At 71.1% G+C, this 20677-nt stretch carries 20 protein-coding genes; 12 read left to right on the forward strand and 8 right to left on the reverse strand.

The window, feature by feature from the left end; translation table 11 throughout:
- Nucleotides 1–6: 6 nt before the first annotated feature.
- Nucleotides 7–390 (reverse strand): DUF6264 family protein, encoded by a 384-nt coding sequence (locus JWR33_RS05460; protein ID WP_297410078.1) that lies wholly within the window; start codon nucleotides 388–390, stop codon nucleotides 7–9.
- Nucleotides 391–567: 177 nt separating this feature from the next.
- On the opposite strand from JWR33_RS05460, the gene JWR33_RS05465 reads away from it, so the two are divergent.
- Entirely contained in the window at nucleotides 568–1491 is a 924-nt protein-coding gene (locus tag JWR33_RS05465; protein WP_297410080.1) for an AEC family transporter, read from the forward strand.
- An 18-nt stretch (nucleotides 1492–1509) separates the two neighbouring features.
- On the opposite strand, the gene JWR33_RS05470 is transcribed toward JWR33_RS05465, so the two are convergent.
- Nucleotides 1510–2349 (reverse strand): exodeoxyribonuclease III, encoded by an 840-nt coding sequence (locus JWR33_RS05470; protein WP_297410082.1) that lies wholly within the window; start codon nucleotides 2347–2349, stop codon nucleotides 1510–1512.
- 79 nt (nucleotides 2350–2428) lie between these two features.
- Between JWR33_RS05470 and pyrE the strand changes: the two genes are divergently transcribed.
- Entirely contained in the window at nucleotides 2429–2977 is a 549-nt protein-coding gene (gene pyrE, locus JWR33_RS05475) for an orotate phosphoribosyltransferase (RefSeq protein WP_297410083.1), read from the forward strand.
- Nucleotides 2978–3634: a septum formation family protein gene (locus tag JWR33_RS05480; RefSeq protein ID WP_297410085.1), complete on the forward strand. Its 657-nt coding sequence runs from the start codon at nucleotides 2978–2980 to the stop codon at nucleotides 3632–3634.
- 3 nt (nucleotides 3635–3637) lie between these two features.
- Here JWR33_RS05480 and JWR33_RS05485 read toward each other — a convergent pair whose 3' ends face one another.
- The 4 genes from JWR33_RS05485 to JWR33_RS05500 form a co-directional block, all read right to left on the reverse strand.
- Nucleotides 3638–4438, reverse strand: coding sequence for an HAD-IIA family hydrolase (locus JWR33_RS05485; RefSeq protein WP_297410086.1), 801 nt, complete (start codon nucleotides 4436–4438; stop codon nucleotides 3638–3640).
- Between the two features lie 73 nt (nucleotides 4439–4511).
- Complete coding sequence (locus JWR33_RS05490; protein ID WP_297410088.1) at nucleotides 4512–6287, reverse strand: ABC transporter ATP-binding protein; 1776 nt, start codon at nucleotides 6285–6287, stop codon at nucleotides 4512–4514.
- Nucleotides 6268–8001 carry an ABC transporter ATP-binding protein gene (locus tag JWR33_RS05495; RefSeq protein ID WP_297410090.1) on the reverse strand — a complete coding sequence of 578 codons (1734 nt, stop codon included), beginning with the start codon at nucleotides 7999–8001 and terminating at the stop codon, nucleotides 6268–6270. The genes JWR33_RS05490 and JWR33_RS05495 overlap by 20 nt, the downstream gene beginning before the upstream one ends.
- Before the next feature lie 87 nt (nucleotides 8002–8088).
- Entirely contained in the window at nucleotides 8089–8949 is an 861-nt protein-coding gene (locus JWR33_RS05500; protein ID WP_297410092.1) for a site-specific DNA-methyltransferase, read from the reverse strand.
- An 88-nt stretch (nucleotides 8950–9037) separates the two neighbouring features.
- Between JWR33_RS05500 and JWR33_RS05505 the strand changes: the two genes are divergently transcribed.
- Together JWR33_RS05505 and JWR33_RS05510 are read left to right on the forward strand one after the other, a co-directional pair.
- Nucleotides 9038–10234 (forward strand): CoA transferase, encoded by a 1197-nt coding sequence (locus JWR33_RS05505; protein ID WP_297410093.1) that lies wholly within the window; start codon nucleotides 9038–9040, stop codon nucleotides 10232–10234.
- Complete coding sequence (locus JWR33_RS05510) at nucleotides 10231–11415, forward strand: acyl-CoA dehydrogenase family protein (protein WP_297410095.1); 1185 nt, start codon at nucleotides 10231–10233, stop codon at nucleotides 11413–11415. The genes JWR33_RS05505 and JWR33_RS05510 overlap by 4 nt, the downstream gene beginning before the upstream one ends.
- Nucleotides 11416–11447: 32 nt before the next feature.
- Here JWR33_RS05510 and JWR33_RS05515 read toward each other — a convergent pair whose 3' ends face one another.
- The gene (locus JWR33_RS05515) at nucleotides 11448–12410 is read right to left on the reverse strand and encodes a quinone oxidoreductase (protein WP_297410097.1); all 963 of its coding nucleotides are present in this window, start codon (nucleotides 12408–12410) and stop codon (nucleotides 11448–11450) included.
- A 67-nt stretch (nucleotides 12411–12477) separates the two neighbouring features.
- On the opposite strand from JWR33_RS05515, the gene JWR33_RS05520 reads away from it, so the two are divergent.
- The 6 genes from JWR33_RS05520 (at nucleotide 12478) to JWR33_RS05545 (ending at nucleotide 17636) form a co-directional block, all read left to right on the forward strand.
- The gene (locus JWR33_RS05520; RefSeq protein ID WP_297410099.1) at nucleotides 12478–13131 is read left to right on the forward strand and encodes an RNA methyltransferase; all 654 of its coding nucleotides are present in this window, start codon (nucleotides 12478–12480) and stop codon (nucleotides 13129–13131) included.
- 82 nt (nucleotides 13132–13213) lie between these two features.
- On the forward strand, nucleotides 13214–14500 hold the full coding sequence (locus tag JWR33_RS05525) for an adenylosuccinate synthase (RefSeq protein WP_297410101.1): 1287 nt from the start codon (nucleotides 13214–13216) through the stop codon (nucleotides 14498–14500).
- 3 nt (nucleotides 14501–14503) lie between these two features.
- Nucleotides 14504–15139: a GNAT family protein gene (locus JWR33_RS05530; RefSeq protein ID WP_297410103.1), complete on the forward strand. Its 636-nt coding sequence runs from the start codon at nucleotides 14504–14506 to the stop codon at nucleotides 15137–15139.
- A gap of 26 nt (nucleotides 15140–15165) precedes the next feature.
- The gene (locus JWR33_RS05535) at nucleotides 15166–15498 is read left to right on the forward strand and encodes a chorismate mutase (protein ID WP_297410105.1); all 333 of its coding nucleotides are present in this window, start codon (nucleotides 15166–15168) and stop codon (nucleotides 15496–15498) included.
- A 57-nt stretch (nucleotides 15499–15555) separates the two neighbouring features.
- Nucleotides 15556–16104 carry a PadR family transcriptional regulator gene (locus JWR33_RS05540; RefSeq protein ID WP_297410107.1) on the forward strand — a complete coding sequence of 183 codons (549 nt, stop codon included), beginning with the start codon at nucleotides 15556–15558 and terminating at the stop codon, nucleotides 16102–16104.
- A gap of 23 nt (nucleotides 16105–16127) precedes the next feature.
- Complete coding sequence (locus tag JWR33_RS05545) at nucleotides 16128–17636, forward strand: DHA2 family efflux MFS transporter permease subunit (RefSeq protein WP_297410123.1); 1509 nt, start codon at nucleotides 16128–16130, stop codon at nucleotides 17634–17636.
- An 89-nt stretch (nucleotides 17637–17725) separates the two neighbouring features.
- Here the strand turns inward: JWR33_RS05545 and purL are convergent, their stop codons facing one another.
- A complete protein-coding gene (purL, locus tag JWR33_RS05550) occupies nucleotides 17726–20035 on the reverse strand; it encodes a phosphoribosylformylglycinamidine synthase subunit PurL (RefSeq protein WP_297410124.1) in 2310 nt (769 codons plus the stop codon).
- A 206-nt stretch (nucleotides 20036–20241) separates the two neighbouring features.
- Here purL and JWR33_RS05555 point away from each other — a divergent pair.
- A partial coding sequence (locus JWR33_RS05555) for a PadR family transcriptional regulator (protein ID WP_297410108.1) occupies nucleotides 20242–20677 on the forward strand: 436 nt, incomplete at its 3' end.

Below are 20677 nucleotides of genomic sequence, written 5' to 3' on the forward strand. Positions count from 1 at the left end.
GCGCGGTCAGAGGGTCGCGCCGGGCACCGAGCCGAAGACGAGGGCGACCCCGACCGCGAAGAGGCAGAGCGCCAGCAGCATCGTGGCGAGCGGCACCCAGAAGGCCAGCCGCCGCAGCACCAGCAGCACGATCGCGACGGCGATGCCGAGAATGCTGACGATGGCGGGGGTCACCGCGGCGACGAGAAAGCCTGCGGTCATCTGGTCGAGGTTGCACTCAGCGGGGCCGGAGCCGCACGAGTCGCTCGCGAACGCCAGGAAGGGCGAGATCACCAGGAGCAGCAGGGCGAGCAGCACCGACAGCACGAGCAGCACGATGGTGAGCACGACGTCCCAGGTCCGGCGAGGAGGGCGGGAGGCGACCGCGGCGGGCCCCGGGGGAAGCGACATGCCGAAAACGTAGTGCACGGCTCCGCGCGGGCAGGGGCGGAGCCCCGTGGCCGGCCCACGACGGTGCGGCCCGAGTACCGGGGCGCATCCGAACCTGGAGGAAGATCGAGGGGTGCGCGTCCTCCCTCCCGTCCCCCCGGCGTGCCCGAGCGGCGGAACTCGCGGCGCGGCTTCGGGATGACGGGCGTTCTCACCGGCTTCGCGATCATCGGCGTGATCATCGGCGCCGGATATCTCGTGGGCAGGACCGGTCTCTTGGGGCCGGAGGCCGGCCGCTCCCTCAGCCGACTCGTCTTCTTCGTGCTGTCGCCCTGCCTGCTCCTCACCGTGCTGGCCGACGCGGACGTGCACGTCCTCTTCTCCTCGCTTCTGCTGACCTCCGCGATCGCCGCCGTGCTGTCCTGCCTGCTGTTCGCCGGGATCGCCCTGCTCGTCTGGCGGAGAAGGCTGCCGGAGGCGGTGGTCGGCTCCCTCGGGTCCGGCTACGTGAACGCGAACAACATCGGCATCCCGGTGGCGGTCTACGTGCTCGGCGACCCCGCGTACTCGGCGCCCGTCATCCTGCTCCAGCTGCTGCTGCTCGCGCCCGTGGCACTCACGCTGCTCGACCTGGGCACGAGCGGCGACGTCTCGCTCCGGCGCATCCTGCTGCAGCCCGTGCGCAACCCGCTGATCATCGGCTCCGCGCTCGGCGTGCTGATCGCGGTGTCCGGCTGGAACCCGCCGGACGCGCTGCTCGAACCGTTCCGGCTGGTCGGCGCGGCCGCGGTGCCGATCGTGCTGCTCGGCTTCGGGATGTCCCTGCACGGGCAGCGGCCGCTGGCCTCGGGGACCGAGCGACGCGACGTGCTGCTCGCGGTGGCACTCAAGCTCGTCTTCATGCCGCTCGCGGCGTGGCTGGTCGGCACCGCGCTCGGGCTCGCGCCGGCCGCGCTCTACGCGGTCGTGGTGCTCGCCGCGCTGCCGAGCGCCCAGAACGTCTTCAACTACGCCCAGCGATACGACCGGGGCGTCGTTCTCGCGCGCGACACCGTGCTGCTGACCACTGTCGGCTCGATCCCGGTGCTCGTCGTCGTGTCCCTGGTGCTCGCCCACGCGTAGCCGGGCCGCTCCGCCCGGCTAGAAGATCATCGGGCGGTCGTCCTCGTCGATCGGCTCGGGAATCTCGAGGTCGACGACGACCGGGACGTGGTCGCTCGGCGCCTCCCCCTTCCGCTCGTTCCGGTGGATCTCTGCGCTCGTGACCAGCTCGGCGAACGCCGGCGAGCCGAGGACGAAGTCGATGCGCATCCCCTCGTTCCGCGGGAAGCGCAGCTGCTTGTAGTCCCAGTAGGTGAAGCCCTCGGGCACCAGGGGCCGAACCACGTCGGTCAGCCCGAGCGTCTGAAAGGCGGCGAACGCGGCGCGCTCCCGCGGCGAGACGTGGGTCGAGCCGGCGAAGAGGTGGATGTCCCACACGTCGCTGTCCAGCGGGGCGATGTTCCAGTCGCCCATGAGCGCCAGGGGACTGCCGGGATTCGCTGCGAGCCAGGCGGTGGTGCCCTCGGCGAGCCGGCCCAGCCAGTCCAGCTTGTAGTCGTAGTGCGGATGGTCGAGCTCGCGGCCGTTCGGCACGTAGAGGCTCCAGAGGCGCACGCCCTCGACGGTCACTCCCATGGCCCGCGCCTCGCCGGGCAGGATCCCCTGGTCGTCGACCTTGCCGAAGCCCGGCATCGATGAGAAGCCGCGTTCGATCTCCGCCATCGGCAGACGGCTCGCGAACGCGACGCCGTTCCACTGGTTGAAGCCGTGCGTCTCCACCTCGTAGCCCGCCTCCGTGAAGGGGAGAACGGGGAACTGGTCGTCCCGGCACTTGGTCTCCTGCATGGCCAGGACGTCGATGTCCTCACGCACGAGCCAGGCGGCCACCCGGTCGACGCGGGCGCGGATGGAGTTGACGTTCCAGGTGGCGACCCGCATGCCCTCAACGATACCCATCACCGCCGACCGGCTTTCCGGGCCCCGGCCGCCCGGGGCAGGTTCGCCTAGGCTGGTCGCCGTGACGGACGCCCGCCAGCAGCTCATCGAATTCATCGCCTCCGACGCCGTCTTCCACGGGGACTTCACCCTGACCAGCGGCAAGAAGGCCTCGTACTACGTCGACCTGCGTCGGGTGAGTCTCGACCATCGCGTCGCTCCGCTCATCGGCAAGGTGATGCTCGACCTCCTCGCCGACATCCCCGACGTCGCGGCCGTCGGCGGCATGACGATGGGCGCCGACCCGATCGCCGCCGCGATCCTGCATCAGGGCGCGGCTCGGGGGGCGGCCTATGACGCGTTCGTCGTGCGCAAGCAGCCCAAGGACCATGGCCGCGGACGGCAGGTCGAGGGCCCCGACCTCGCCGGCAAGCGCGTCATCGTGGTCGAGGACACGTCCACCACCGGCGGCTCGCCCCTCGCCGCGATCGAGGCGCTCCTCAAGGTCGGCGCCGAGATCGCCGGCGTCGCCGTAGTGGTGGACCGGGCCACCGGGGCGCGCGAGGCCATCGAGGCCGCCGGCTACCCCTACCGGGCGGCGATCGGACTCGCGGACCTCGGGCTCGCCTAGTTGAGCGAGCCCATCGAGCCGCTCCGCACCGACGGCTCCGAGCCGGCAAGCGGGGACGCGGGGGGGCCTGCCGACCGGGACCGAGGGAAGCGCCGGGAGCGCCTCCTCGTGCTCGTCTCGATCGGCGTGCTGGCCCTGGCCGGACTCGCCCTCGCCTTTTTCGTGGGCACGCGGCTGGGCGGCGCGGGCGTGGTCGCCCCCGTTCCGACGCCCGCCGGGTCCAGTCCGCGTCTGGCTCCCACTCCCACCCCCACGACGACCCCGACCCCCACGGAAGGCCCGGTCGCCGCAGGCGAGCACGAGTGGGACGAGCTGCTCGGCGGGGAGTGCATCTCGCCGTTCTCGTCGGTGTGGGAGCGGACGTTCGCCGTGGTCCCCTGCTCGGCCGCGCACGCCGCACAGCTCGTCGCGCGCGGCGCCTTCGAGGGCGACTCGGGCGATCCCTATCCCGGGGCCGAGGCGCTCACCTCGCAGCTGAACCTGATCTGCGCCTCGCCCGACGCTCTCGACCTCGCCGCGGCAGGGGAGTATCCCGACCTGCGAGTGCAGGCGGCGTACCCGGCGGGCGAACAGCAGTGGACCGAGGGCGACCGCAGCTGGTTCTGCTTCGCCTTCCGCGAGGGCGGGAAGCCGCTCGAGGGCTCGCTCGCGTCCTGACGGCTAGAGCTCGGTCTCGCCCGGCTCACCCTCCAGGAGGTCGGCCACCGAGCCGAGGATCTCGTCCGGCCGGAACGGGTACCGCTCGATCTCGGCGGCGTCGCTGATGCCCGTCATCACCAGGATCGTGTGCAGGCCCGCCTCGATGCCGGCGACGATGTCGGTGTCCATCCGGTCGCCGATCATGGCGGTGTTCTCGGAGTGCGCGCCGATCCGGTTCATCGCGGAGCGGAACATCATCGGGTTCGGCTTGCCCACCACATAGGGGATGCGTCCCGTCGCCTTGCTGATCAGCGCCGCCACGGCACCGGTCGCGGGCAGCGGCCCCTCGGGACTCGGGCCGGTGGCGTCGGGGTTCGTGACGATGAAGCGAGCGCCGTTCGCGATCAGGCGGATGGCCTTGGTGATCGCCTCGAAGGAGTAGTTGCGGGTCTCGCCGATGATCACGTAGTCGGGATTTGTCTCGGTCATGATGAAGCCCACCTCGTGCAGGGCGGTGGTCATGCCGGCCTCCCCGATCACGAACGCGCTGCCGCCAGGGATCTGCGACGCGCAGAAGTCCGCGGTCGCGAGCGCTGACGTCCAGATGGACTCCTCGGGAACGACCAGCCCGGATGCCCGGAGCCGCGCGTTCAGGTCCCGAGGGGTGAAGGTCGAGTTGTTGGTGAGCACCAGGAACGGCTTGCCCTGGTCGGTCCACTGCTGGATCAGCTCAGCGGCCCCGGGAATGGCCTGGTTCTCGTGCACCAGCACGCCGTCCATGTCGGTGAGCCAGCAGTCGATCTCGTCGCGCGATGCGCCCATGGGTTCCTCCCGGGATCCGGCCGTTCAGCAGAACCCTAGCGGCGCCGGATGTCAGGGAAAGCCGAGGCGGCGGTCACCCCGGAGAACCCTCCTGGAGGAGCGGCGGCTCGGCGTCCCGCGAGTTCCAGGCGCGCCAGAGCTCCGCATACTCGCCGCCATGCTCCAGCAGCGCCGCGTGGGTGCCGACCTCGGCGAGAAGACCGTCGCGCATCACCGCGATCCGGTCCGCATCGTGCGCGGTATGCAGCCGGTGAGCGATTGCCAGCACCGTGCGGCCCGCCAGGAGACCCGACAGTGTGCGTTCCATGGTCCGAGCAGCCGAAGGGTCGAGCAGTGAGGTGGCCTCGTCGAGCACGAGGTTCGCCGGATCGAGCAGAAGCAGGCGGCCGAGAGCCAGCTGCTGGGACTGGGCGGGCGTGAGCGGGAAACCGCCCGAGCCGACGCGGGTGGTGAGCCCGTCCGGGAGCGAGCCGAGCCAGTCGGCGGCGCCCACCACCGAGAGCACCTCGAGGATCTCGCCCTCGGTCGCGCCGGGACGCGCCAGCCGGAGGTTGTCCGCCACGGTGCCCACGAAGATGTGATGCTCCTGAGTGGCGAGCGCCACGTGCGTCCGAAGGTCGCGCACGGACAGGTCGCCGAGCGCGACGCCGCCGATCTCGACCTGACCCGAGGTGGGCGTGTCGATCCCGCTCAGAAGCCGCGCCAGCGTCGACTTGCCCGATCCGGTGGCCCCGACGATAGCGAGCCGCTCCCCAGGCACCAGCGTCAGATCGATGCCGTGCAACACGTCCACGCCCTCCTCGTAGAAGTAGCGCACCCCCTCCGCCGTCAACTCCTCGGAGGCGGGGGTGGCGGCACTGACGCTGATCGCGGGCGTGACCTGGGACACACCGACCATGCGGGCCAGGGCAGCCGCGCTCACTTGAACCTGGTTGGCCCACGCCACCAGCTCGCCGATGGGGCCGGCGAGCTGAGCGGTGAGGAGCGCAATGGTGGTCACGGCGCCGACCGTCGCGAGACCGCCCGCGACGAGCGCCGCGCCCCAGCCGAGGACGACGACGATCGGCAGGGTCAGCGCCAGCCCGGCTATCGGGAAGAAGAACGTGCGCAGGTGCAGCGTGTACCGATCCGATTCGTACCGCTCCCGGAGTGCCGCGTCGAGGTCTCTGTTCCGCGTCTCGCGGAGGCTGAGCGCCTCCACCGTCTCAGCTCCCTCGACGGTCTCGCTCACCGTGCCACTGAGCGTCGCGAACGAGGCCAGCTGCCGCGCGTAGCCCTTGGAAGACCGTCTCAGATAGCGGCGCGTCGTCACGGCGAGCACTGGCCCGCCGAGGAACAGCGACAGGGCCACCAAGGGGTTGAGAAGAAGCGCGGCGAAGGTCGTGACGATCACCGTGACCGTGACGATGAGGATGCGCGGCACGGCGAAGCGGACCGTCAGCGCCAGGCTGTCGATGTCGTTCGTGGTCCGCGACAGCAGGTCGCCGCTGCTCGCCTGCTCCACGGTCGTCAGCGGCAGGCGGACGAGGTCGCGCACCAGGTCCTCACGCAGGGTGGCGACGACCTCCTCTCCGAGCACGATGGAGGAGCGCTGGGCGAAGCGCAGCATGAGCGCCTGAATGGTCACGGCGGTGAGAAGCGCAGCGGCTGAAGCGGGAAGGGTGTCGGACGCGACCGCGTCGGTCGAGACGTCCTGCACGAGTCGGCCGATCACGATCGGGGGAACAAGAGCGGCCGCGGCCGCGAGCGTGTGCAGGGCCAGCACGCCCGTCAGCCTTCCGCGATGCCTGCGGGCGAGCCCGAGGGCGACCCGACCCACGGTCTTGCCGTCAGCGATGGGGAGCAGCATCCGCGGCCTCCATTCCCCGCAGGACGACCGACCGGTAGAGCGTGCCGATGGCGCCAGGCTCCTCGAGAAGCTCGTCGTGCCTGCCCTCGGCGACCACCTTGCCGTCATCGAGGAGGGCGACGACTTGAGCATGCCGCAGCAGCAGCGGGCTCTCCGTGGCCAGCACCGTGGTACGGCCGGCACGGGCCGCCGCAAGGCGGTCCGCGATCAGCTGCTCGGTCACGGAGTCGACCGCGCTGGTCGGCTCGATCAGGACGAGCACCTCGGCGTCGGTCAGCAGTGCCCGAGCGAGACTCAGCCTCTGCCGCTCGCCGCCTGAGAAGGAGCGTCCACGTTCGTTGACCACTGTGCCGAGGCCGTGGGGACGGGAGTCGATGATCTCGGTCGCCGCCGCGACGTAGACCGCCTCGGCGATCCTGTCCGCCTTCGCCGCACCGGCATCCCAGCTCCGCCGGATGTCCAGGTTGCTCAGCAGTGTGCCACTGAACAGGTGCGGGGTGGCGCCGGCCACCACGATGTGCTCGCGGAGCGCGTCCAGTGGGTACTCCACCTGGTCGATGCCGTCCCACAGGACCCGTCCGGAGTTGTCGTAGCGGCCCAGCCGCTCCGCGACGGCCGCAGCATCGTCCGGGTTCACGGCAACGACGGCGGTCAGCGCCCCCGGACGCACGCGGAGACCGCTGCTCTCGTCGAGAAGCTCTGCGGGGCGTGCCGGCACAGGCGCCTCGCCCCCGGAGTGGACGAGCGCCGGGATCTGCAGGACCTCGAGGACGCGCCGTGCCGAGACCACAGCCGCAGTGAGGACGAGGATCGCTTCCACGCCGGTGGAGATAGGCAGGAGCAGGAACACCGAGTAGCCGTACGCGGTGACCAGGTCCCCTGCGCTCCAGCGGCCGTCGAGCACCAGGCGCGCGCCGAACGCGGTCACCATGGCGACGATCGCTCCGGGGAAGAGGACCTGTGCGGCGAGCAACCAGGATTGCAGGCCGCCCGCCCGAACGCCCGAGTGCCGTACCTCCTGCGACTGAGCGACGTAACGGTCGACGAACTCCTCTTCGCCGCCGATCCCGCGAAGCACGCGGAGCCCCCCCGCGGCATCGGAGCCGAGGGCGGAGAGCGAGCCGAGCTGTGTCCGCTGGTCGCTCTGACGACGATCCAACGGACCCACGAGCAGAGCAAGCGCCCCACACGCGACGGGGACGCTGATCAGCGCCAGCACGCCCAACTCCGCGGAGGAGCGGAACATCAGTGCCGTGACGACGGCCCAGGCGAGCACAGCTCCGACCATCCGGGGCGCCAGATCGAAGACCCGGCCCACGCGCTGGGCGTCCGAGGTCGCGGTGACGACGACCTCCCCGGCGCCGCGAGCTCGCGTCAGCGCCCGGCCCGCTGCCGAGGCGTGGGCGCCGACCCGGCGTCCGAGCTCCAGCGAGCAGCGGAGGTAGTTGAGGTACGACGCCCGATAGTTGAGTGAGCCGCTCACCGATTGGGTGACGACGATCAGAGCCAGCGCGGCGAGCGCCAACAGCAGTTCGGAGCCGCGTCCTCGCCCCACGGCATCGATGGCCCAGCCGAGGATGAGGGGAAACAGCGCCTGGGACAGGACCCAGGCCGCCCCGAAGGCGATGCTGAGCAGAAGGCCCCCGAGGCGCTCCCGCAGCAGACCCCCGATGAAGCCGACAGCGGAGCTTGAGCTCTCGGTCGTCGTCCCCACGGTTCGCGGCCCCTCCTGCTCCGGCGGCTACCCTACGACGCGCCGTCGTGCGGGAGAAGGGCTCGGGGACAGAATGTGGGACCGATCTCACACGGCGGTGAAGCGCACGCTGCCGTCGTCGAGCCGGCGGCGCATCACCTCGACCGCCTGATCGCTCTCGTCGACGAGGACGAAGCGCCGGCCGAGTGCCCGGGCGGCGGCTCCCGTCGTCCCGCTGCCTGCGAAGAAGTCGAGCACCCAGTCGCCGGGCGCGCTCGACGCGGCGATGATGCGGCGAAGCACCCCGAGGGGCTTCTGGGTGGCGTACCCGGTCTTCTCGCTGCCCGTGGGCGAGACGATCGTGTGCCACCACACGTCCGTGGGCAGCTTCCCCCTGGCCACCTTCTCGGCGGTCACGAGGCCCGGTGCCATGTACGGCTCGCGGTCCACCTCCGCCGAATCGAAGAGGTAGCGCTTCGGATCCTTCACGTAGACGAGGATGGTGTCGTGCTTGGCGGGCCACCGCTTCGTCGCCCGTGCGCCGTAGTCATAGGCCCAGATGATCTCGTTGAGGAAGCATTCCCGCCCGAAGAGCCCGTCGAGGAGCACCTTGGCGTAGTGCACCTCGCGGTAGTCCAGGTGCAGGTAGAGCGTGCCCCGGGCGTCCAGCAGGCGCCAGGCCTCCTCCAGCCGCGGCTCGAGGAACTCCCAGTAGTCGGCGAAGCGGTCGTCGTAGCGGTACGCGATGCCCTTCAGCGTCGCGTAGGTCGCCCCCTTGAAGCCGACGCGGTCGCCGCCCTCGTCGCGGACGGTCCGGATCCCCGTGCGGCTCTGCTGCCGCCCGGTGTTGAACGGCGGATCCAGGTAGACGAGCCGGAACGACTCGGCCGGCAGGGAGCGGGTCACCGGCAGATTGTCGCCGTGCACGACCAGGTCCGGTCCCTCGGGACTCCAGAGGGGCTCGGGCACGCCCCGACGATACGGGATACTTCCTTCTACCGGCGCCGGCGGCGGGCCGGGACCTGTGCCGCCGTCGCGGGCGACAGCGGAGGCACCGATGCAGGGCAGAGCGGGCGATCCGGGGACTGTTCCTGCGCTCGGCGGCCTGACCATCGTCGACCTCTCCCGGGTGCTCGCCGGGCCATACGCGACCATGATGCTCGCCGACTTCGGTGCCCGGGTGATCAAGGTGGAGCGCCCTGGGGTCGGCGATGAGACCCGGGCCTGGATTCCGCCGGCGGACTCCGAGGGCAGGTCCACCTATTTCGCCTCGGTGAACCGCAACAAGGAGGGGATCACCGCCGACCTCGCCGACGATGGCGACCGGGAGCGGCTGCGCGAACTCCTCCGGGACGCCGACGTGCTCGTGGAGAACTTCCGGGCGGGGACGCTCGAGCGCCTCGGCTTCGGCTACGAGGAGCTGCGGAAGCTCAATCCCCGGCTCATCTACTGCTCGATCACCGGCTTCGGCTCCGCGGGCGGCGCGGCTCTGCCCGGGTTCGATCTGCTCGTGCAGGCGGTCGGCGGGCTGATGAGCATCACCGGGCCCCGGCCAGGGGAGCCCACCAAGACCGGGGTCGCCGTCGTCGACGTCCTCGCCGGACTGCATGCCGTCACCGGCATACTCACCGCGGTGATCGCCCGCGAGCGCACCGGGACGGGTCAGAGGGTGGAGGTGAACCTGCTCTCGAGTCTGCTCTCGGGGCTGGTGAACCAGGCCGGCTCGTACCTGCAGGCGGGAGTCGTGCCGGGGATCCTCGGCAATGCGCACCCGAGCATCGCCCCCTACGAACTGTTCGAGACGGCCGACCGGCCGCTCGCCGTGGCGGTGGGCACGGACCATCAGTTCCGGGCGCTCGCCGCCGCCCTCGGCGCTCCTGGACTGGCCGACGATCCGCGCTTCCGCACCAACGAGCGGCGGGTCGAGCATCGCGCCGAGCTCGCCGCAGTGCTGACGGAGCGCCTGGCCGGCGCTCGTGCGGGCGAGTGGTCGGCCATCCTCGCCGCAGTCGGAGTACCGGCGGGGCCCATCAACACCCTGGACGAGGCGTTCGCGCTGGCCGAGCGCCTGGGCCTCGCGCCCGTCGTCGACGTGCACGGCTCGCGGCAGGTCGCCAACCCGGTGACCCTCAGCGACACTCCCGCCCAGTACCGGCTCGCGCCGCCCGCACTCGCCGACGCCTCGCTCCCGAAATCCTCCGCTGCCGCCTCATCCGCGGCGCACCCTCCGCTCGACGACAGGACCACCCGATGACCGACTCCCGTTCCGCCGGCCGCGAGGCGCTCGCCGGCGTCTTCGACCTCGACGCCCTCCTGCAGCCCGACGAGCGGGACTGGCAGCAGCGTGCGCGACGGATCGCGCGGGAGCGCATCGACCCCGTGATCGAGCAGGACTTCGAGAACGGGCACTTCCGGGCTGAGCTGATCCCCGACCTCGCCGAAGCCGGTCTCCTCGGCATGCACATCTCCGGCTACGGCTGCGCGGGGGCCAGCGCAGCGAGCTACGGCGCCGTGTGCCTCGAACTCGAGGCCTCCGACAGCGGGTGGCGGACGTTCGTGTCGGTGCAGGGCTCCCTCGCGATGAGCGCGATCGCCAAATTCGGCTCCGAGGAGCAGAAGACGCAGTGGCTGCCGCCGATGGCCCGGGGCGAGGTGATCGGCTGCTTCGCGCTGACCGAGCCCGACGGCGGCAGCGACCCGGCCGCCATGCGCACCCGCGCGGTGCGGGACGGCGGCGACTGGCTGATCAGCGGCACGAAGCGGTGGATCGGACTCGCGAGCATCGCCGGCGTCGCGGTCGTCTGGGCGCAGACCGAGGAGGGCGTCCGCGGATTCCTGGTGCCCACCGAGACCGCCGGCTTCACCGCGACGCCGATCACCGGGAAGCTGGCCATGCGGGCCTCCATCCAGTGCGACATCGCGCTCGACACGGTCCGGGTGCCGGATTCGGCGCGGCTGCCCGACGCCCAGGGCCTCCGCGCGCCGTTCTCCTGCCTCAACGAGGCGCGCTTCGGCATCGTCTGGGGCGTGCTGGGCGCGGCGCGGAGCTGCCTGGAGGCGGCGCTCGACCGGGCGATCACCCGCGAGGTGTTCGGCGGACCGATCGGACGGTTCCAGCTGACGCAGGACAAGCTGGCGGACATGCTGCTCGAGTACGAGAAGGGCGTGCTGCTCGCGCTGCACCTGGCCCGGCTGAAGGACGCGGGCACCCTCACGCCGGCGCAGATCAGCGTCGGCAAGCTGAACGGCGTGCGCGAGGCGATCCGGATCGCCGGCACCGCCCGGTCCATCCTCGGCGGCGACGGCGTCACGGGCGAGTTCCCGGTGATGCGGCACATGGCGAACCTCGAGGCGGTGCGCACCTACGAGGGCACGGACGAGATCCACTCCCTCGTGATCGGACGGGCCCTCACCGGGCTGAACGCGTTCTCCTGACGCACGACTTCGGGGTCGGCGCAGGGGACGGCTCACGTCAGCAGCACGAGCTTTCCGCTGGTCCGCCGCGCCTGCAGGTCCTCGTGTGCGCGACCGGCGTCGGCGAGCGGGTAGGTCGCTCCCACCCGCACCTTCAGCGTGCCGGCCGCGACCGCATCGAACAGCTCGCCCGCCCGCCAGGCCCGCTCGCCGGCGTCGCGGAGGTAGTCGACGAAGGTCGGACGGGTGAGGAACAGCGAGCCCCCGCGGTTGAGTCGCTGCGGGTCCACCGGCGGCACCGGGCCTGACGCCGCACCGAACAGCACGAGCGTGCCCCGAACCGCGACCGACTGCAGGGACGCGTCGAACGTGTCCCGCCCCACCCCGTCGAAGACGACCTCCGCGCCGCGGCCGTCGGTCAGCTCCCGCACCCGCTCGGCGAACCCGTCGTAGCGGAGCACCTCGGCGGCGCCCGCCTCCCGGGAGAGCAGCTCCTTCTCGTCCGTCGAGACGGTGGTGATCACCCGGACCCCGGATCCGGCGAGCAGCTGCGTGAGGAGCAGGCCCACTCCGCCCGCACCGGCGTGCAGCAGCACCGTGCTGCGCTCGCCGACGGGGACCACGCTCCTCGCGAGGAAGTGCGCGGTGAAGCCCTGCAGCGGAAGGGCCGCAGCGGTCAGATCGTCGACGCCGTCCGGGACCGGCACGGCCCTCGCCGCGTCGACCAGCGCGTACTCGGCGTAGGTGGCCCGCGCCTCTGCCGTGGTGACGCGGGTGCCCTCGGCGAGGTCGACCCCTGCCCCTGCCTGGACGACGGTGCCGGCCGCCTCCCGTCCGGGCGTGAACGGCAGCGGCATCGGGTAGATGCCCTCGCGCTCATAGGTGTCGATGAAGTTGACCCCGGCCGCCGCGACCCGGATCAGCACCTGGCCGGGCCCGGGCTCGGGCGGTGCCGCCTCCTTCAGCTCGAGCACCTCTGGTCCACCCGTGCGGGACATCACGATCGCCTTCGCCATCCGAGCCACCTCCGCATCCAGCCTAGGCACGCCGCGAGCGAGAGCAGGGCGGCGCTAGCCTGGCCCGATGTCCGAGCAGCCCGTGCCGAGCCCCGAGCAGGTGTCCCCGAGCGCTGAGCTGAGCACCGCCGGCGTCGGCCCATGGCAGGGCGAGTGGCCGACGGGCAGCGAGTACGACCCGGAGCTGCTCGAGCGTGGCGACAGCCGCAACGTCGTCGACCGATACCGCTACTGGCGGATGGAGGCGATCGTCGCCGACCTCGACACCCGTCGGCACCCCTTCCACGTCGCGATCGAGAACTGGCAGCACGACCTCAACATCGGCTCGATCGTGCGCACCGCCAACGCCTTCCTCGCCGACACCGTGCACATCGTGGGCCGCCGTCGCTGGAACAAGCGGGGCGCGATGGTGACCGACCGGTATCAGCACGTCCTGCACCACGACTCCGTGGCACGGCTCTCACGTTGGGCAGAGGAGCGCCAGCTGCCGATCGTCGCCGTGGACAACACCCCCGGCTGGGAGCCCATCGAGACCTTCGTGCTGCCCGAGCGCTGCCTGCTGCTGTTCGGGCAGGAGGGTCCCGGGCTCACCGACGAGGCGCTCGCCGCCGCCGTGACCACCGTCGGCATCACCCAGTTCGGCTCGACCCGGTCGCTCAACGCCTCCGCGGCGGCGGCGATCGTCATGCACTCCTGGGTCCGCGAGCACGCCCGCCCGTAGCGGGGGCCGGCCGCTCCTCGATGGCTGTTTCCGCACCCCCGCTAGAATCGGGGGGCCAACCGCAAGACGTGAGGGGACTCCTATGCCCGCGGTCGTACTGATCGGTGCCCAGTGGGGCGACGAGGGCAAGGGCAAGGCCACCGACCTGCTCGGCAGCCGCGTCGACTACGTCGTCAAGTTCAACGGCGGCAACAACGCCGGGCACACCGTGGTGGTGGGCGACGAGAAGTACGCCCTGCACCTGCTGCCCTCCGGCATCCTCACCGACGGCGTCGTGCCCGTCATCGCCAACGGCGTCGTCGTCGACATCGAGGTGCTCTTCAACGAGCTCGACGCGCTGAGCGCACGCGGCGTCGACGTGTCACGGCTGCTCGTGAGCGCCAACGCCCATGTCATCACCGCCTACCACCGCACTCTCGACCGGGTCACGGAGCGATTCCTGGGCAAGCGGCAGATCGGCACCACCGGCCGCGGCATCGGCCCGAGCTACGCCGACAAGATCAACCGGGTCGGCATCCGCATCCAGGACATCTTCGACGAGGGCATCCTCCGGCAGAAGGTCGAGGGCGCCCTAGACCAGAAGAACCACCTGCTCGTGAAGGTCTACAACCGGCGGGCGATCGCCGTCGAGGAGATCGTCGATGACCTGCTCGGCTTCACCGAGCGGCTCCGCCCGATGGTGGCCGACACCTCGCTCGTGCTGAACTCCGCGCTGGACGAGGGCAAGACGGTGCTGTTCGAGGGCGGGCAGGCGACCATGCTCGACGTCGACCACGGCACCTACCCCTTCGTGACGTCCTCGAATGCGACGAGCGGCGGCGCGGCCACCGGATCGGGTGTCGCGCCGAACCGGATGGAGCGGGTGATCGCGGTGGTCAAGGCCTACACGACGCGCGTCGGCGCTGGTCCGTTCCCCACCGAGCTGCACGACGAGTCGGGGGAGTGGCTGCGCGGGCGCGGCTTCGAGTTCGGCACCACCACCGGGCGGCCCCGGCGCACCGGCTGGTACGACGCGCCCGTCGCGCGCTACAGCGCCCGGATCAACGGGGTCACCGACTTCGTCCTGACGAAGCTCGACGTGCTCACCGGGCTGGAGACCATCCCGGTCGCCGTCGCCTACGACGTCGACGGAGAGCGTGTGGACGAAGTGCCGGTCTCCCAGTCCGACTTCCACCACGCCAAGCCCATCTACGAGGAGCTCCCCGGCTGGACCGAGGATCTGAGCGGCGCCCGCGAGTTCTCCGACCTCCCCAAGTCCGCCCAGGACTACGTGCTCACGCTCGAGGAGCTGAGCGGCGCCCGCATCTCCGCGATCGGCGTCGGCCCGGGCAGGGACGAGATCGTCGTCCGCCACGACCTCCTCGACTGATCCGTGGTCGCCCGCCCGCTGCCCCGAGGCCCGCTGCTGGGTCGCATCGTGCGGCTCGATCCGATGCAGCCCGACGACCTGCCGGAGCTGTTCCGCGCGATCGGCCGGCCCGAGGTGTTCGCCGGCGGCTACGGCGGCGGCCCCGCGGGCTTCCGGGACACCCTCGAGGGCTTCACGGAATTCGCGGAGCAGTACTACATCTGGGACGGGCCGGGAATCAGCTATACCGTGCGGCTGGTGGCCGGACCGGCGGCGGGAACGGTGGTGGGCACCTCCACCCTCGGCGACCTTGATCCGCCGAGCGAGCACGCCCATCTCGGGTGGACCGCCTACGCGCCCGAGGTGTGGGGCACCGCGGTGAACCCCGAGTGCAAGCTGCTCCTGCTCGACTCCGCCTTCGCGGCGGGCTTCGGTCGCGTCAAGCTGCAGGCGGACGAGCGCAACGCCCGGTCGCGGGCGGCGATCGCCGCGATCGGCGCAACCTTCGAAGGCATCACCCGCCGGGACAAGCTGCGGGCGGACGGCACCTGGCGCGACAGTGCGGTCTTCTCGGTGCTGATCGAGGAGTGGCCGTCCGTGCGAGCCCGGCTCGAGCAGCGGATCGCGGCGGCCGAGCCCGTCCCGCTCGGCGCGGGCTGACCCGAGTCACGATTAGGGTCTTTCCCATGACGCTCTCCGACCGACCGCTGGAGCCCGACGAGCAGGAGACGATCCAGGAGCTGCTCGCCCTCCGGCAGAGCATCGACAACATCGACGCGGCCCTCACCGCGCTGCTCGCCGAGCGGTTCAAGTTCACTCAGAAGGTGGGCGAGCTCAAGGCGGCCCAGGGCCTGCCCGCGGCCGACCCGGACCGGGAGCGCCAGCAGGTGCAGCGCCTTCGAGCCCTGGCCGAAGAAGCGCACCTCGACCCCGCCTTCGCCGAGAAGTGGTTCAGCTTCGTGGTCGCAGAGGTCATCCATCACCACGAGCGCATCGCGGGCGAGCGGGCCGGCGCCTGACGTTCCGCATCACCCGCTTCCATCGGGTATATTCCACCTGGAATAAGCGAAGGAAGCATGCTCACCCCACTCGCCGTCGCCGCGCTCGCCCTCCTGGCGGAGCGCCCGATGCACCCGTACGAGATGTACCAGCTGATGCTGCACCGTCGGGACGATCGGCTCGTGAAGGTCCGGCCCGGCTCGCTGTACCACACCATCGACCGCCTGGCCCGGGCGGGGCTCGCCGATGTGGTCGGCACGGAGCGTGAGGGCAATCGGCCGGAGCGCACCACCTATCGCGTCAGCGCCGCCGGACGGGACGCGCTGAGGGAGCGGCTGATCGGCATGCTGAGCAGCCGAGCGGGCGAGTATCCGGAGTTCCCCCTCGCCCTCAGTCAGGCCCATCACCTGCCTGCGCAGGACGCGACGGCGCTCCTGGCCACCCGCATCGATGGGCTGCGGGCATCCCTCGCCGAGCTCGACTCGGGTGTCGAGCACGTCACCTCGCTGTCGATCGCCGAGAAGTACTGGATCGACGTGGACTACCAGCGCGCGATGCTGCACGCCGAACTCGCCTGGCTCGAGCAGCTGCTCGAGCGGATCGCATCCGGTCGGCTCGACTGGTGACGCACGACAAGGAGAAGACAGCTATGGACAACCCCGTCCGGCCCTGGCCAGCACTCTGGTCCCTCATCCTCGGGTTCTTCATGATCCTGATCGACACGACCATCGTGTCCGTCGCGAACCCGGCCATTCTGCGAGGGCTCGACACCGACATCAACTCCGTCATCTGGGTGACGAGCGCCTACCTGCTCGCCTATGCGGTGCCGCTGCTCATCACCGGCAGGCTCGGGGACCGCTTCGGCCCCAAGAACCTCTACCTCACCGGGCTCTCGATCTTCACGCTGGCCTCGGTGTGGTGCGGCTTCTCCGGCAGCATCGAGATGCTCATCCTCGCCCGGGTCGTGCAGGGCCTCGGTGCCGCCCTGATGACACCGCAGACGATGGCCGTCATCACCCGCATCTTCGCGCCGAACCAGCGCGGCGCGGCGATGGGCCTCTGGGGTGCCACCGCGGGGGTCGCGACCCTCGTCGGCCCCATCCTCGGCGGTGTCCTCGTCGACGGCTTCGGCTGGGAGTGGATCTTCTTCATCAATCTGCCCGTCGGCATCGTCGGCTTCATCCTGGCGTTCCGCAACGTGCCCAAGCTGCCCACCCACCCCCACAAGTTCGACATCGTGGGCGTGCTCCTCAGCGCGGTCGGCATGTTCCTGCTCGTGTTCGGCATCCAGGAGGGGGAGCGCTACGACTGGGGCACCATCGTGGGGCCGATCTCGGTCTGGGCGCTGATCGTCGCCGGCATCGTGGTGCTCGGCCTGTTCGTCGTCTGGCAGCGGGTCGGCAAGGGCGAGCCGCTGCTTCCGCTCGACCTGTTCCGCGACCGCAACTTCTCGCTCGCGAACGGTGCCATCACCACGGTCGGGTTCGCGATCACGAGCATGTCCCTCCCGCTGGTGTTCTACTTCCAGACCGTGCGCGGGATGACGCCCACCCAGTCGGCGCTGATGCTCGTGCCGATGGCTCTGCTCGCCGGCGGCCTCGCTCCTGTGGTCGGCAAGATCATCGACCGGACCAACCCCCGCAACCTCGCGGTCGTCGGTCTGGTGCTGCTCGCCGTCGCGCTCGCCTGGTACTGGCTGCTGCTGACGCCGGACACCCCCATCTGGATGCTGCTGCTGCCGAGCGCGGTGCTCGGTCTCGCGAATGCGGGCATCTGGGCGCCGATCTCGAACACGGCGACGCGCAACCTGCCGCCCCGGTCGGCCGGCGCGGGCTCCGGCGTGTACAACACGACGCGTCAGATCGGCGCGGTGCTCGGCAGCGCGTGCATCGCGGCGCTGATCCAGGCGCGGCTCACTGCCGAGCTGGGCGGCGCGGGCGGGGCATCGGGTGCGTCGGAGATCGGTGGCGGCACCCTGCCGGCCGTTCTGCAGGACGGCTTCTCGTCGGCGATGGGCCAGAGCCTGCTGCTGCCGGCCGCCGTGGCCCTGGTGGGCGCGGTCGTGGTGGCCTTCTTCGCCAAGCCGCAGGCCTCGCACGGCTGGTCCGCCCCGGTCGCGCCCACGGCCTCGGCCGAGGCGACGACCCCCTCGGCCTGACCCCAGCTCGATCTGCACGTTCCAAGTGCCCGTTCCGGCGCGAAGTGCCCGCTCTAAGGGTCACTTTCCGCCGGAACGGGCACTTGGGGTCAGGCGAAGTGGGCCGGGAGCGTGCTCGACCAGGTACCGCGGAGCTCGTCGAGCTCGATGCGGAACAGGTCCTGCAGCTCGAGGGCCGCGCCCGTCGATGCCGTGCCGTCGGTCACGCCGATGCGGAGCACCGGATAGTTGCGGCCCTCGCACAGACCGAGGAACCGGACGTCCTCGTCGCGGGGCACCGCGACCAGCACCCGGCCGGTCGACTCGCTGAAGAGCGCGGTCGCCGCGTCGACGCCGTCCCGCTCGCAGAGCTCGCCGATCCACGCGCGGGCACCGACGCCGAAGCGCAGGCAGCCCTCCGCCAGAGCCTGGGCGAGCCCGCCGTCGGCCAGGTCGTGCGCTGCCGCGATGAGCTCCTCCTTGGCGCCCGCCGAGAGGAGGCCGGCGAGGTCGCGCTCGCGGCCCAGGTCCACGGCCGGCGGCCGGCCGCCGAGGTGGCCGTGCAGGAGTCCCGCCCAGGCGGAGCCGTCGAGCTCGAGGCTCGTCGTGCCGAGCAGGTACAGGTTGTGGCCCTCGTCCTGCCAGCCGGAGGGGACACGACGGGCGACGTCGGCGATCACGCCGAGGACGGCGACGACCGGTGTCGGATGGATCGGCTGGTCGCCGGTCTGGTTGTAGAAGGACACGTTGCCGCCCGTGACCGGAACCTCGAGCTCCAGGCAGCCGTCCGCGAGCCCCTCGATCGCCCGGGAGAACTGCCACATCACCTCGGGGTTCTCCGGGCTGCCGAAGTTGAGGCAGTCGGAGACGCCGACCGGAGTGGCCCCCGTCGTCGCGACGTTGCGGTACGCCTCGGCCAGGGCCAGCCGAGCGCCCTGGTACGGGTCCAGGTAGCAGTAGCGCCCGTTGGCATCCGTGGCGACGGCGAAGCCGAGTCCGCTCTCCTCGTCGATCCGGACCATGCCGCCGTCGTCCGGGAAGCTGAGGGCGGTGTTGCCGAGCACGTAGCGGTCGTACTGGTCGGTGATCCAGCTCTTGTCGGCGAGGTTGGCGCTGCCCGCGAGGGCGAGCACCTGCTCGCGCAGCTCCGCGCCGCCGGTGGGGCGGGGGAGGGATGCCGCGCTGTCCGCGTTGACCGCGTCGAGCCAGGAGGGGTAGGCGATCGGCCGCTCGTAGACGGGACCGTCCACCGCCACGGTGCGGGGATCGACGTCGACGATCCGCTGTCCGTGCCAGTCGATCTGCAGGCGACCGGTGTCGGTCACCTCGCCGAGCACGCTCGTCTCCACGTCCCACTTGCCGGTGACGGCCAGGAAGCCCTCGAGCTGCTCGGGGCGGACGATGGCCATCATCCGCTCCTGGCTCTCCGACATCAGGATCTCCTCCGCCGTGAGCGAGGGATCGCGCAGCAGCACCGCGTCGAGGTCGATGCTCATGCCGCCGTCGCCGTTGCTGGCCAGCTCGCTCGTGGCGCAGCTGATGCCGGCTGCGCCGAGGTCCTGGATGCCCTCGACCAGCCCGCCCGCGAACAGCTCGAGGCAGCACTCGATGAGGACCTTCTCCGCGAACGGATCGCCCACCTGCACCGCCGGGCGCTTGGTGGGGCCACCCGCGCTGAACGTGTCGGAGGCGAGGATCGAGGCTCCGCCGATGCCGTCCCCACCGGTGCGGGCGCCGAAGAGCACCACCTTGTTCCCCACGCCGCGCGCATTGGCGAGGTGCAGGTCCTCGTGCCGCAGCACGCCCACCGCGAGGGCGTTGACGAGAGGGTTCGCCTGGTACACCGGGTCGAACCAGGTCTCGCCGCCGATGTTCGGCAGGCCCAGGCAGTTGCCGTAGAAGCTGATACCACCGACGACGCCGTGCACGACACGGGCCGTGTCCGCATCGTCGATGGCGCCGAAGCGCAGCGCGTCCATGACGGCGACCGGGCGGGCGCCCATCGAGATGATGTCGCGGACGATGCCGCCGACGCCGGTGGCCGCGCCCTGGAAGGGCTCGATGTAGCTGGGGTGGTTGTGGCTCTCGATCTTGAAGGTGACGGCCCAGCCCTCGCCCACATCGATCACGCCGGCGTTCTCGCCCATGCCGACCATCAGGTTCTTCTTCATGGCGGGGCTGACCTTCTCGCCGAACTGGCGCAGCCACACCTTGGAGCTCTTGTAGGAGCAGTGCTCGCTCCACATCACGGAGTACATGGCGAGCTCGCCGCTGGTGGGGCGGCGACCGAGGATCTCGCGGATGCGCGCGTACTCGTCGGGCTTGAGCCCGAGTGCCGCGTACGGCTGCTCCCGCTCCGGCGTGGCCGCTGCGCGCACGACGGTGTCGACGGCGAACGAGCCGGCCGCCTCCGCGGCGATGTCGATGACGGGGGAGGAGGCGATGGAGTCTGGGGTGATGTCGGGCACGGGGAAAGGGGCTCCTAGTTCCGGGGCGGACGCGTCGAGTCTACGGGCCGCGGAAGAGTCGCGGCGAAAGCTGATCTTGTATCGCGATAGGTAGCGATATATCGTTACAGTGTCGCTCGGGATCAGCGGTGGCACCAGCACTGGAGAGAGGAATCCCCATGCAGCACGTCAACCCCACCCCCCATCACAATCCGCACCACAACCCCGACCGCGATCCCCGCGGCCCCTTCCCGCGCCGCGGCCCCGACGGTCATGGCCACCACGGACTCTTCGGCCCCGGCTTCCGCGGCGGGTTCGGTCCCGGCTTCGGCCCGGGCTTCGGTCCCGGACAGCGCGGCCGGGGACGCGCCCGACGCGGAGACGTGCGCCTGGTGCTGCTGTCCCTGCTCGCCGACGCGCCCTCCAACGGCTACGGCCTGATCCGCTCCATCGCGGAGCGCACCGAGGGGCGCTGGCGTCCCAGCCCTGGCTCCGTCTACCCCACGCTCCAGCAGCTGGTCGACGAGGGGCTCGTCACCGGCGAGGGCCGCGGCAGCGAGTACCTGCTGACCGACGAGGGCCGCACCTACGTGCAGGAGCACGCCGAGGAGCTGG

The sequence above is a fragment of the Naasia sp. genome, assembly GCF_025465545.1.
Classification (GTDB): Bacteria; Actinomycetota; Actinomycetes; order Actinomycetales; family Microbacteriaceae; genus Naasia.